The organism is Glutamicibacter sp. St.4D3, from assembly GCF_059728615.1.
The window spans coordinates 2,311,835-2,324,353 of record NZ_AP039380.1; the positions used below are offsets into that span (position 1 = coordinate 2,311,835).

The window sequence follows — 12,519 nt, forward strand, 5'->3', positions numbered from 1 at the left end:
CACTGGCAATGTCCTGAGACGCCAATTATCTTGTATCCCATAGGTTGCAAGACGTCTCGCCGCAACCCACTCCCCTGGTGAAAAATCCCCGGAAACTCAACGATTCGAAATTCTCGCAACTATGTGTCGTAACTAATGTCATAGAATGATGTAAACACTATTAGTTGCGAGACACTTTCGAAGGACCGATGACCAAACTGATCGGATACGCCCGCGTATCGACAAAAGCCCAAGACGCTGATCGGCAAATCCAAGACCTCCTCGCCGCCGGAGTCCGGCGTGACGACCTCTATGTCGACCACGGCTTGTCCGGTGCGTTGGCGAATCGGCCCGGACTCGATAAGGCGCTCGAATCATTGCAGCCGAACGACACTCTCGTGATCACCACCCTGGACCGGCTCGGGCGCTCGACGCAGAAAATGCTCGACCTCGCCCAAGATCTACGCGAATGCAATATTGGTCTGAGGGTGCTGAATCTCGGTGGCGGCGACGTCGACACCAAAACACCTATGGGTGCCATGGTCTTCACCGTCATGGCAGCCCTCGCTCAAATGGAACTCGAGATCAAGCGCGAACGCATCAACGACTCCGTCACCAAACGCCGCACCAACGGCGGTGACCTCGGAGGCCGGCGCCCGACCTTTACCGACTCCCAGATCCGCACTGCTGCTAAACTCATCCAGGCCGGCGAACCGGCAACCCAAGTCGCCAAAGACATTGGGATGTCCCGCGCGACTCTCTACCGCAGAATCAACGCCACCAATTCAGCAGAGAGGGCCGGAAGTCATGAATGAGAAAACTACGCATAAGCCGAAAACTGCGTATCTGAAATCGATCTCTCACGAGACGTTGCTCAGCGACTACCAGCTACAAGCGCTCTGTAGAGAAAACTCCATCCAGGTAAACCATGGCGCTGCAGGTGACTTCATTTCAGCAGCAGACCGACGCGCCCTCTTACAAATAATCGGGCCAGTCAAACGGCCCTATAAATACAAGCCGTCGCGTGCAGTCAAAGATCCTCAGCAGAAAACTCTAGAGCTAACCAACCAAATAGCTCGCCTACGTCAGGGGCTCCATCACCGGGATCGCGATGACGCGCTAACTGCAATTTCACGCTGCACCAAACTGCTCGACAATCTGGAAAAGCAACGAAACCTCACGAGTCTAGACCTCGGATCGGTCAAGGCGCTGTGGGAACAGTTAAGTTCACTACACGCAGCGGCTCTTACACTGCCGACCAAGAATGTTGTGCCGAAGTCGAAAAGACCGAACATACTAGGTGGACTCCCCTCGTTGGGTAAGAACAAGCGGTAGCAAGAAAATTTAAAGTTCAAATACAAATTGCGTTGAAACGTGGCGGTTCCAGAAACGGCTCCTCGGAGCTTAGCGGACAAAATGTTTCGGTCCCAGCTATCGGGATAACCCACGACGAATGACGGCCACGATTTAGGCCGACCGTGCATTCGGATCTTCTGTCACTTTTCTATTGGTCTCAGAACCGCCCTATTGGTCAAGCCTAACCTCAATTTCAGGGTTGAATAGAGAGTAAGACTTGTCAGACCCCATCGATGGGTCCGGCGCGCAACATCCACGATGAATCAGGTAAGACATGAGCAATCACGCAACATTCATTTGGGGCATCGCTGACCTCCTTAGAGGCAACTTCAAAGCCCACCAGTACGGGGATTTCATCCTCCCCTTCACCGTACTGCGCCGCTTGGACTCTGTCCTGACAGACACCAAGCCCAAGGTGCTTGAAGTCGTTGCCGAGACAGAAGCCAAGGGCCTACCGGTGCGCCCGGTATTGCTGAAAACCCGTGCCGGGCACCAGCATTCCTTCTACAACACCAGTCGCTACGATCTGGGCACCCTCATCGGTGACACAGAGAACCTGCGTGAGAACCTGTTGGCCTATCTGAACGCATTCTCCGAGAACGTGCGTGACATCTTCGTGAAGTACAAGATCGAAGACCGCATCGAAGAGCTCGAAGAGAACAACTTGCTGCTGCTGGTGATCCAGCGTTTCGCCGAAGTTGATCTGCACCCGGAGCAAGTCTCAAATGCCCAGATGGGTCATATCTTCGAGGAACTGATTCGTAAGTTCGCCGAAGCTTCCAACGAAACTGCCGGTGAGCACTTCACCCCGCGCGAAGTCATCGAACTCATGGTCGACCTGCTCTTCGAGAACGACGATGAGGCCCTCCGTGACGGGGACATCGTCCGCTCCGTCTATGACCCGACCGCCGGGACCGGCGGTATGCTCTCGGTTGCCGAAGACCACCTCACTGATATGAACCCCAAGGCCCGGCTTACTTTGGCCGGGCAGGAACTCAACGCTCAGTCCTACGCGATCTGCAAGGCCGATATGGTCATCAAGGGCCAATCCGTCGACGCCATCGTCAACGACGACACACTACTCTACGACGGGCATGCAGGCACCACATTCAACTACTGCCTCTCCAATCCGCCGTTCGGCGTGGATTGGAAGAAGCAGGAAAAAGCCGTACGTGAAGAACACGCGGAGAAGGGCTTCGCTGGTCGCTTCGGACCAGGCTTGCCCCGCGTCTCCGACGGTTCCATGCTCTTCCTGCTTCACCTGATTTCCAAGATGCGCGAACCAGCCGAGGGCTCCACTGGAGGCCGTGCCGCCATCGTCCTGAACGGCTCTCCCCTATTTACCGGTGGCGCGGGATCCGGCGAATCGAACATCCGCAAGTGGATCTTGGAACGCGACTATTTAGAAGCCATCATCGCCCTGCCAACCGATATGTTCTACAACACCGGCATCAGCACCTATATCTGGGTGCTCTCCAAGGAGAAAGTGGCGGAGCGGCGCAACAAGGTGCAGCTTGTTGATGGATCCAAGCTGTTCCGCAAGATGCGCAAGGGCCTCGGCTCGAAGCGCAACGAACTCGGCCCAGAAGACATTCAAGCGATCGTCAAGCTCTACGGGGACTTCGCTGAAACTGATCGGTCGAAGATCTTCGACACCACCGATTTCTTCTACCGCACCATCACCATCGAACGCCCGCTAAAGCTGAACTTCGCCACCACGCCCGACCGCATCGACACCGCCCTGGCGGCCAAGGTCTTCGCCAAGCTCACCGCCGACACGTTGGCCAGCCTGCGCACTGTACTGGATTCCATGGACGCAACCAAGCTCTGGAAGAATCGTGATGGCTTCACCAAAGCGTTGAAGAAGAAGTTCAAGGACGCAGGTGTCGATCTGAGCACTCCGCAGCTGAAGACACTTATCGCCGGGCTCTCCGAGCGCGACGACACCGCCGATGTGTGCACCGGATCCAAGGGCAAGATCGAACCGGACACTGACTTACGCGACACTGAAAACGTCCCCTGGAACGAAGACATCCACGCTTACGTCGAACGCGAGGTGAAACCCTTCGTCCTTGAGGCCTGGATCGACGAAGACAAAACCAAAGACGGTTGTGAAATCCCCTTCACCCGGCATTTCTACCAATACGTACCACCGCGGCCGTTGGAGGACATCGATGCCGACCTCGACGCGGTCCTCGGCCGCATCCGTGCACGCCTTGAGCAGGTCAAAGCATGAGCCTAAAACCATATCCCGAGTACAAAGACAGCGGATTTGACTGGCTAGGTTCTTTACCTTCAAGTTGGAAAGCTTTGCGTCTAAAATTTGGGTTTGACCTTCAAAAACGACCAATCTCATCTGATATGGAGATCGTTACGGCCTTTCGCGACGGCGAAGTAACGCTCCGAAAGAACCGGCGGCTCGAAGGTTATACCGAGGGCGATAAGCAAATTGGCTATCAAGGAATTGAACCCGGTGACATCGTAATCCATGCAATGGATGCGTTCGCCGGTGCAATCGGAGTCTCCGACTCTCGTGGCAAGTCCACGCCTGTTTACAATGTCTGCAGACCCAAGCCCGGTGTCCAAGCGCGTTTCTTCGCATTTGCTTTAAGGCATTTGGCTCTTACGGGATACATCGAGTCCTTATCTAAGGGCATTCGGGAACGCTCTACAGATTTTCGGTGGGCTGATGCCAAAAACGTTATCGTTCCTTTTCCACCACAGAGCGAACAGCATGAAATAGTCGCCTTTCTTGACGATGAGCTCTCTGATATTGATGCGTTCATCGCGGATCAGGAAGAACTCATCACCCTGCTGGCAGAGCGCCGTACAGCCACAATCGCTGTTGCTGTAACTCAGGGTCTGAATCCCAACGCGTCGATGAGAGCAAGCAGTATCAAGTGGTTGGATAGAATTCCTGAGCATTGGACGTTGTCGAAGCTTAAGCATCTCGGTTATATAAAATATGGCTTGGGCGAACCACCCAGCTATGTTGAGGAAGGCGTTCCACTTATCCGTGCAACTAATGTATCCCAAGGGAAAGTTACATCCGAGAATCTAGCCCGAGTTAACCCTGAGGACATCCCCCAAAGCCGGATACTTTGGCTTCGCACCCGCGACATAATCGTGGTAAGAAGCGGTGCTCTGACAGGCGATTCAGCGACTATCACCTCTGAATATGAGGGAAGCATTGCAGGATTCGACATGGTATTTCGCGCTGGATACTCTGCGAATCCAGAGTACATCCAATACAGCCTATTAGCGCCCTACGTGAAGTCCGCTCAAATCGACCAAGTTCGTATTCGCGCTGCACAGCCCCATCTGAATTCCAAAGAACTCGGCGACTGCTCAATCGCGATTCCACCGAAAACCGAACAAGACGAAATCGTCGCCTATCTCGACCGGGAGACCGCTGAGATTGACGCAGCCATTGGTGATGCCCGCGAAGCCATTGCATTATCGAAAGAGCGCCGGGCTGCGGTGATCAGCGCCGCGGTGACCGGCAAGATTGATGTCCGCGGCCTCGTCGCCCCGGAAGCTAACAACGTGGAGGGTGTTTCTGTTGGCATTGCATAACGAAATCGAATTCGAGAACGAGATCTGCGAGCACCTCGCCGCTCACGGGTGGCTCTATTCCCCCACCGATGAGGGGTATGACCGGGACCGCGCGCTCTTCCCCGACGACGTATTCGGCTGGCTGGAAGACACCGCATCAGACGAACTAGCAAAGATCCTCAAGCCCGGGTTGAACCCCACCATGCTGGCCAAGGCGAAGCTGAGAGTGCTGGATCGCCTGGCCACGGTGATGGGTACCGATCCGTTCAATGGCGGCGGCACCCTGAACGCCATCAAGAAACCGGTCGGGGTGACCCCGGCGACGTTGCGAATGTTCCAACCCAAGCCAGCCGACGGGCTGAACCCCATCACCGTCCAACGCTACGGTCACAACCGGTTGCGGGTGATGCGTCAAGTCCACTACTCCACCACCAGCAACAAGTCCCTGGACCTGGTGCTCTTCCTCAACGGGCTCCCGGTCGCCACGGTCGAGCTGAAAACAGACCTGACCCAGGACGCGCAGGCCGCCCTGAAGCAGTACAAGCACGACCGGAACCCCAAGGGCGAACCACTGCTCTCCTACGGCCGCGGGGGCCTGGTGCACTTCGTGGTGTCCAACCAGGAAGTGCACATGACCACGAAGCTAGAAGGCCCCTCGACCCGGTTCCTTCCATTCAACTCCGGCAGGGACAACGGGGCCGGCAACGCGCCCCGCGAAGGCACGAGCCCCACAGCCTACTTCTGGGAAGACCTGCTGGACCGCGAGGCGTGGCTGACCGTGCTGGGCAAGTTCATCCACTACCGCTTCGAGGAAGACACCCACCCGATCACTGGGAAGAAATCCTTCAAGGCCTCTACCCGGTTCCCGCGCTACCACCAGTGGCGCACTGTCAACGCCCTCACCGCCGCCGCCCTAACGGAGGGACCGGGCCACAACTACCTGATCCAGCACTCAGCCGGGTCAGGGAAGACCGACTCCATCGCGTGGACCGCCTACCGGTTGGCCTCCCTGCACAGGCAGGACGGGTCGAAGGTCTTTGACGGGGTCATCGTCATTTCCGACCGCACCGTCCTGGACGGGCAACTGCAAAAAGCCATTGAACAGCTGGAGACTGTCGCCGGCGTGTTCGCCCCGATCACCCGAGGCTCCGAAGGATCCAAGTCCAAGCAGCTGGCCGAAGCGCTGCTCCATGCCCGGCAAATCATCGGCGTCACCTTGCAGACCTTCCCCCACGCTCTGGAAGAGATCCGCAAGAACAAGGGCCTGGCCGGACGCAATTATGCGATCATCGCCGACGAAGCCCACTCCTCACAGTCCGGAGACGCCGCCAAGTCACTGAAGAAGGCCCTGACAAGTATCGGGCTGGAAGAAGGCGAGGAGATTAGTGCCGAGGATGTGCTCGCCGCGGAAATGGCCGCCCGCGCCGGCTCGACCATGAACCTGTCGTTCTTCGCGTTCACCGCCACCCCCAAAGCGAAGACCATCGAGCTTTTCGGCCGCCCCGACGCGAATGGCAAGCCACAGGTCTTCGACCTGTACTCGATGAAGCAAGCCATAGAGGAAGGGTTCATCCTCGACGTGCTGCAGAACTACACCACATACCAAATGGCAGCCAGGATCGCCCACACCAACCAGAAAGCCACGGAGTTGGAGGTGGACCGCGACCAAGGCACCAAAGCCCTGATGCAATGGGTGAAGCTCCACCCGCATAACATCGCCCAGAAGGTCGCGATCATCGTGGAGCACTTCCGCGAGAACGTCGCCCATCATTTGGCCGGCCGCGCCAAAGCCATGGTCGTGACCTCCTCCCGCAAGGAAGCTGTCCGCTACAAGCTGGCCATCGACAAATACCTGGACGACAAGGGCTACCAAACCGAGGTATCGGCCTTGGTCGCGTTCTCTGGCGAAGTCACCGACCCTGAATCCGGGCAAGAGCCGTTCACCGAACACACCATGAATCCGGGCCTCAAGGGACGGAGCCTGCCCAAGGCTTTCGGCACCGACGAATACCAGATCATGCTGGTGGCCAATAAATTCCAGACCGGGTTCGACCAGCCGCTGCTGGTGGGTATGTATGTGGATAAGAAGCTCTCGGGCATCGCCGCAGTACAGACCCTGTCCCGGCTGAACCGGGTCATCCCCGGCAAGGACAAGACCTTCGTCCTGGATTTCATCAACGACCCGGGCATCATCCTCGAAGCGTTCCAGACCTACTATGAGGATGCCTCCATCCAGGAGGAATCCAACCCTGACATCATCCACGACATGATCATGAAGCTGGACTCGATGGGGATCTACAACGACCGGGACGTGGATCTGGTCGCCGCGAAATGGGTGGCCCAACGCAACCACAACGGCCTGGTATCGCACCTACAGCCAGCCATCGACGTGTTCCATCACCGGTACAAGAACGCCACGCTCAATAGCAACACCCTGGAACTGGAACAACTGGACGAGTTCCGCAAGACCGCAGCAGCCTTCAACAAGTCCTACGACTTCTTCTCGCAAATCATCGACTACCAAAACACCCGCATCGAGAAGCTCGCAATCTACCTGAAGCTGCTGGCCAAGGCACTGCAGACCACAGCGACAGGCAACGGCGTAGACCTATCCGATGTGGTGCTCACCCACTACGCCTTGAAGAAGCAAGAAAGCCATGACCTGAAGCTCACCGACGGGCAGGGCCAGGGACTCAAAGGGATCACGGCTGCAGGGTCAGGGGTGGTGCGGGAGAAGTCCGTGGGCACGTTCGGCGCGTTGATCGAGCAGATCAACAAGCTCTTCGAGGGTACCGGGATCAGTGACGAGGACCAGATCAACGTATTCGAATCAGTCATGCGACATGCCCAAGCGCACGAACAGCTGCAACGAGAAGCCGTGGCCAACGGACCCCTGGACTTCAGCTCCTCCCCCACGCTGGTGGAGACCGTCGAAGAACTCATCTACACCGCTGGCGAAGGGCATCAGCAGGCCACTAACGTCCTTTTGGAGCTGGGCGGTCCCGAGAAGATCGTCGAAGTCCTCCTCGCAGCAGGGCTGCAGAACCGGCTGCGGGACCAAGCCCAACTCGATGCCATGGCCAACGATTAAGTGGCCCAACTCCGTATCGAAATTTCAGCTATTTGAACATTTCTTCCAAGAAGAACAAACAACGCTTCCTCGAAAGCGAGCATTCCTGAGAAAACTCCAATCGAGATCTACTCAACAAGGCTTTTCAGCCTCACGACCCGAGACAAGGATTATGAACGATTCCAAAGAGCACAATCAGGTGACTATTCGTCCAGCCGGACCTGCAGACATTCCAGGAGTGCGCGATTTACTCGCCCAAATGCCACGCTGGGACAGCGCTCACAGGAGTATGCTCCAAGATGAAGACCTCATCGCGCTCAATAGCGAGGGCAAGGTAATTGGATGGCTCATGGGCAATCATGTCTCCGAAGCGTGGAAGAACGTTATTGGATATGAGATGGCCGATAGTTGGCTATGTTCATACATCGCATGGCTGCTCGTGGATGGTAGTTATCGCTCAAACGGGGTCGGCTCACGTCTAATGGAAGCTTTCAGACGCAATTCGGTCGCTGCAGGACGAGATACGATCATTGCTTCGCCTCAGTCCGGAGAGGATGAGGAGAAGCTCTTAGGTTTTTATTCGCGCTTAGGCTACAGGCGGGCAGCATCCGGTCAAGTACATCGGGGGCCATGGGGACCACCTGAAAATGTACCCCTACCGAAATCTGAAGTGAATTCTAGATCCTCGGCACCAGAACCCGAAGCGGAAGCAATTATGCAGGAATACGTGCGGCGACTGGGATACAGACAATAACCTCGAACCCAATCTAGCAAGTAACGCTTTATCCTTGTGAGCGCTATTGGCAGCTGGCTACATCTCGAACTGTCGGCATGTCATCATACGATCAAGCCTTAGAATATATGTTCTAAGAAAGTGTGCTGTGATGAAAGTTGATAGTATACATATTTGCGAGCTGGCGACCACGCCGCAACGGGTGATCGCCGTGGCTCTGGACCGCGTCCCGGCCGGCTACCCTTCCCCCTCCCAGGACTACTCCGATACGAAAATTGATCTCTCCGAGATGCTGATCCGGGATCAGGTCTCGACGTTCATTGTGCGGGTCTCTGGTGAGTCGATGCAGGGCGCGGGGATCAGTGATGGGGATGAGCTGATCGTTGACCGGTCAGTGTAGCCACGTGATGGGCATGTGGTGATTGCGGTGATCGACGGGGAGATGACCGTCAAACGTCTCTCCACTGGCCCTGCCGGGGTGGTGTTGAAAGCAGAGAACCCGGACTACCCCGATCTGCGCGTGGCAGAACTGTCGGATTTTCGGATTTGGGGTGTGGCCACCACATGCCTCCATCACCTCTAGACTCCCCCGCCCCGGCACAGCGGGGCGAATACATCGCGCACGTGGACGTGAACAGCTTCTATGTCTCCTGCGAACGCGTCTTTGACCCGAAGCTCGAAGCCCGCCCGGTGATCGTGCTATCCAATAATGATGGCTGCGCGGTCGCGCGCAGCAGCGAAGCCAAAGCCCTGGGCGTTGAGATGGGTGCGCCTTGGTTCAAGCTCGCGGCCGACGCTGACCGCCTCGGGCTGGTCGCGAAGTCCTCTAATTACGAGCTGTACGGGGAAATGTCGACCCGCGTCATGAAGCTTTTAGGCCGCTTCTCGGCCTGGGTGGAGGTCTATTCCATTGACGAAGCGTTCCTGGGCGTCTCCGGCACCCTGGATGAGCTGCAAACCCTGGGTGAGCGGATCAAGGCGGAGGTGTTCCGGCTGACCGGGTTGCCCGTCTGTGTGGGGATCGCCAAGTCCAAGACGCTGGCGAAAATGGCGAACAAGACCGCCAAGCACCTCAAAGAACTGGGCGGGGTATGCGTGTGGGATCGAGCCCCGGCGCAGACCACCGAGAATCTTCTGGCGCGTCTGCCGGTGGTGGAGGTGTGGGGCATCGGTCCCCGGCTGACCAAGCGGCTGCGCGGGTTAGGGATATGGACGGCCAAAGACCTACGAGATGCCGACGAGGTGCGGATCAGGGATAAGTTCTCCATTGTGCAGATGCGCACCGTTTTAGAGCTGCGTGGGATTGCCTGCATTCCGATGGAGGAAGAACGGGTGGTCAAAGATCAGTTGATTTTCTCCCGCAGCTTTTCCGATCCGATTACTGATCGGGTGGGGATGGAGCAGGTGATGGGAATTTATGCGCAGCAAGCCTCCGCCCGTCTACACAAGCACCAGAAACAGGCCAAGATTCTCTCGGCGTGGGCGATGACCAGCTATTACAACCAGCACCAGGATCATCAGCCAGCGATCACGGTGAAGCTGCCCGGGCCTACGGCTGATCCGGTGGTGCTCACCCGCGCGGCTAAGCAGCTACTCCCCCAGATCTTGGTCGGGGTGAAGTATGCGCGGGCGGGGGTGGTCGTCATGGATCTTCAACCGCTAGCCATGCAAGAAACTTTTGACCCGTTCGTGTCAGCGCATGAGGCGAAACAGATTGGTCCGTTGATTCAGCAGATTCGTTCTGAACACGGTGTGAAGTCCATTGGTTTAGGCGCTGCTGGGTTGCAACAGGGGCCGGCGTGGGAGATGCGGCGGGAGATGATGAGTCCGCGGTACACGACCCACTGGCGTGAGCTGTTGACCGTGAAAGCCGCCTGAGATTATTATTCGTCGTTGTCGTCACTGGTGAGCAAAAAGTCCCTGACATCCTTCTTCCGGTAACGCCGCACCCGGCGCCTACAGAAACGGCTTTAAGCCCATATTCCCTGTTCCATTTCAAAACCGTTTGCGGCTTCACCCGCATAAGATCGGCGATCTCCTCGGTCGTTGCCCATTCTGGAAGATCGGTGATCAGATCATCGACAGCTTCGGGATCGTTCATCATTTCTTTCCTCGAAATTTTCTGTTTTCAGTGTGATTAAATGGCGTCCTGCGCCCGGGCGGTATATGTCAGCCCTGCCCTACGCAGCGCGTCGGCCGGGGTGCCTTCAGTCCAGTCCGGGGCTTCTCCGGTCATCGGCAAGGGCGTGTTTTTTCGGGCGAGCTCGTGCAGCTCGTCGGTGAACGACTCCCAGATGAGGGTATCGGCGGGCTCGTCGACGATTACCACTTCGACGATGAGTCCCCGCTTGGTCAGTTCGTGGCGAATTGAGGCCAGGTATGCCTCGCGGTAGGCTGCCTGGTCCTGTTCCCATAGCCGTTCGATTTGCGTGGCGATGGCGTCGGCGCGGGCAGCTTGTTCCTCGGTGAGGCTGTCGTCCTGCTCGTGCTTGATGGCCTGTCCGGCTTCCTCGTCCCAGAGTTGTTCTAAGCCGAAGTCGTAGAACACTCCCTCAACATCGAGGTGCAGGCGCACCGGCTCGGTCCGCCAGGTCAACAGTTCGTCGTCGGGGGTGCTGCTGTGGACGATCTGCCGCACGTAGTCGGCTTCCCAGGAGCCGGGGCGACCGGCCAGCAGCGTGTCAACGTCTCCGAGGTTTGCCGCCACGCTCGTGATGACGTGACAGGCGATCTCTCCAAAGTCTGCTGGTTCGGTGTGCTCGTTATCGGTTCCCGCACCGATGGTGCGTGTCGTGCGCGCTGCCGCCGTGAGGGCGGCGATGGCTGGGGCGATGTAGTCGGCCCTGGTGTCGGGCTGCGCTGGGGTCGGTGCGGGGTCGATGGCGCTCATGGGGTTTCCTCTCGGATGGTCACGACGGTTCCGGCTTCGATGCTTTCAAGGGCACCGGCACGGACTTCTAACAGTGCGTCGACGTCGTTAGGAGACGTCCAGCGCGGACAGCGATCTTGTTCAGCCTCGGTGCAGGGTTCCAGTGTCTGCACAGCGATCACGCGGTGATCCGCGATCCAGGCGATGTCGATCGGGAATTTCATTCCGGCCATCCACACTTGGCGTTCTGATTGGCTGGCGAAGGAAAACAGCATGCCCTGGCCCTCCGACAGCTCGGACCGGCCAGCCAGGCCCGTGCGCTGCTCGTCGGCAGTGCGGGCATGCTCTACCTGGAATTCCAGGGTTGGGCCGAGAGCGACGAGGGCGGTCGCGGGTTCCTCAGGCGTCGAAGCGCATCCGGCTAGCAGGGCAGCTAAGCCCACTGCGGCGGCCGCGTGCGCCCGCATGGCCTAGTCCTCGGACCCTGCGGCCGCCGCGCCGCCCTGGGGCATTTCGCGGGCTCCCACGGAGGGGAAGGGCTCGCCGTTGTTGTATTTGGCTTCCAGGCGCTCAACCTCGGCCATCACGGCGCGGTTGACGAACTGGGACAGGTTGCGGTTTCCCTCGATAGTCATCGTGCAAAGGATGGCACCGCGGACCCGGGCGGTGTCCTCGGGGTCCTGGTGAAACGAGACCTTGTGCGGGTACTTCTTTTTGCCGTCGGCCGGCTTCGGCGTCACTGCCCGCGTTGCGGTAGTTGGGGCGGCCGGCAGGCTGGCTTTTGGCGCCGGGCCCGCCTACGCAGCCGGTTGAGGCGGGGTGACGGGGCTTGTACCGCCAAGGGATGATTTGCGCGGGGTGGGGCGGGTCATGGCTTGGCTCCTTCGATAGTGGCCAAATGCTCGCTGTAGAGGGTGGTCAACGTTGTCGCTTCGACGCGCCCCCCAATTCGTCGTG

10 protein-coding genes and 1 pseudogene are annotated in these 12,519 nt (G+C 57.9%); 8 read left to right on the forward strand and 3 right to left on the reverse strand.

Going from position 1 to position 12,519, the window contains the following annotated elements:
• The first annotated feature begins 188 nt into the window (after positions 1-188).
• The 8 genes and pseudogenes from AC6I21_RS10620 (at position 189) to AC6I21_RS10655 (ending at position 10,571) form a co-directional block, all read left to right on the forward strand.
• Positions 189-794: a recombinase family protein gene (locus AC6I21_RS10620; protein WP_497762352.1), complete on the forward strand. Its 606-nt coding sequence runs from the start codon at positions 189-191 to the stop codon at positions 792-794.
• On the forward strand, positions 787-1,314 hold the full coding sequence (locus AC6I21_RS10625) for a hypothetical protein (RefSeq protein WP_497762353.1): 528 nt from the start codon (positions 787-789) through the stop codon (positions 1,312-1,314). Before AC6I21_RS10620 ends, AC6I21_RS10625 begins: the two co-directional genes overlap by 8 nt.
• A gap of 295 nt (positions 1,315-1,609) precedes the next feature.
• Entirely contained in the window at positions 1,610-3,571 is a 1,962-nt protein-coding gene (locus AC6I21_RS10630; RefSeq protein ID WP_497762354.1) for a type I restriction-modification system subunit M, read from the forward strand.
• Entirely contained in the window at positions 3,568-4,911 is a 1,344-nt protein-coding gene (locus AC6I21_RS10635; RefSeq protein WP_497762355.1) for a restriction endonuclease subunit S, read from the forward strand. The genes AC6I21_RS10630 and AC6I21_RS10635 overlap by 4 nt, the downstream gene beginning before the upstream one ends.
• Positions 4,889-7,981 (forward strand): type I restriction endonuclease subunit R, encoded by a 3,093-nt coding sequence (locus AC6I21_RS10640; protein WP_497762356.1) that lies wholly within the window; start codon positions 4,889-4,891, stop codon positions 7,979-7,981. The genes AC6I21_RS10635 and AC6I21_RS10640 overlap by 23 nt, the downstream gene beginning before the upstream one ends.
• Before the next feature lie 151 nt (positions 7,982-8,132).
• Positions 8,133-8,714: a GNAT family N-acetyltransferase gene (locus AC6I21_RS10645; RefSeq protein WP_497762357.1), complete on the forward strand. Its 582-nt coding sequence runs from the start codon at positions 8,133-8,135 to the stop codon at positions 8,712-8,714.
• 130 nt (positions 8,715-8,844) lie between these two features.
• Positions 8,845-9,276, forward strand: a pseudogene (locus tag AC6I21_RS10650) (LexA family protein).
• The gene (locus tag AC6I21_RS10655) at positions 9,258-10,571 is read left to right on the forward strand and encodes a Y-family DNA polymerase (protein WP_497762358.1); all 1,314 of its coding nucleotides are present in this window, start codon (positions 9,258-9,260) and stop codon (positions 10,569-10,571) included. The pseudogene AC6I21_RS10650 and the gene AC6I21_RS10655 overlap by 19 nt, the downstream one beginning before the upstream one ends.
• A 259-nt stretch (positions 10,572-10,830) precedes the next feature.
• Here AC6I21_RS10655 and AC6I21_RS10660 read toward each other — a convergent pair whose 3' ends face one another.
• From AC6I21_RS10660 to AC6I21_RS10670, 3 genes are read right to left on the reverse strand one after another with little or no spacing between them, the layout of a single operon-like run.
• Positions 10,831-11,583 carry a hypothetical protein gene (locus AC6I21_RS10660; protein WP_497762359.1) on the reverse strand — a complete coding sequence of 251 codons (753 nt, stop codon included), beginning with the start codon at positions 11,581-11,583 and terminating at the stop codon, positions 10,831-10,833.
• Positions 11,580-12,029 carry a DUF192 domain-containing protein gene (locus tag AC6I21_RS10665; protein WP_497762360.1) on the reverse strand — a complete coding sequence of 150 codons (450 nt, stop codon included), beginning with the start codon at positions 12,027-12,029 and terminating at the stop codon, positions 11,580-11,582. Before AC6I21_RS10665 ends, AC6I21_RS10660 begins: the two co-directional genes overlap by 4 nt.
• 3 nt (positions 12,030-12,032) lie before the next feature.
• Positions 12,033-12,302 carry a ParB family protein gene (locus AC6I21_RS10670; protein ID WP_497762361.1) on the reverse strand — a complete coding sequence of 90 codons (270 nt, stop codon included), beginning with the start codon at positions 12,300-12,302 and terminating at the stop codon, positions 12,033-12,035.
• Between the last annotated feature and the right edge of the window lie 217 nt (positions 12,303-12,519).

What these genes read in the sequence shown, in the direction of transcription:
- AC6I21_RS10645 (WP_497762357.1), top strand. Translation starts at nt 8,133, where the DNA reads ATGAACGATTCCAAAGAGCACAATCAGGTGACTATTCGTCCAGCCGGA.
- AC6I21_RS10625 (WP_497762353.1), top strand. Translation starts at nt 787, where the DNA reads ATGAATGAGAAAACTACGCATAAGCCGAAAACTGCGTATCTGAAATCG.
- AC6I21_RS10655 (WP_497762358.1), top strand. Translation starts at nt 9,258, where the DNA reads ATGCCTCCATCACCTCTAGACTCCCCCGCCCCGGCACAGCGGGGCGAA.
- AC6I21_RS10630 (WP_497762354.1), top strand. Translation starts at nt 1,610, where the DNA reads ATGAGCAATCACGCAACATTCATTTGGGGCATCGCTGACCTCCTTAGA.
- AC6I21_RS10635 (WP_497762355.1), top strand. Translation starts at nt 3,568, where the DNA reads ATGAGCCTAAAACCATATCCCGAGTACAAAGACAGCGGATTTGACTGG.
- AC6I21_RS10665 (WP_497762360.1), bottom strand. Translation starts at nt 12,029, where the DNA reads ATGCGGGCGCACGCGGCCGCCGCAGTGGGCTTAGCTGCCCTGCTAGCC.
- AC6I21_RS10620 (WP_497762352.1), top strand. Translation starts at nt 189, where the DNA reads ATGACCAAACTGATCGGATACGCCCGCGTATCGACAAAAGCCCAAGAC.
- AC6I21_RS10660 (WP_497762359.1), bottom strand. Translation starts at nt 11,583, where the DNA reads ATGAGCGCCATCGACCCCGCACCGACCCCAGCGCAGCCCGACACCAGG.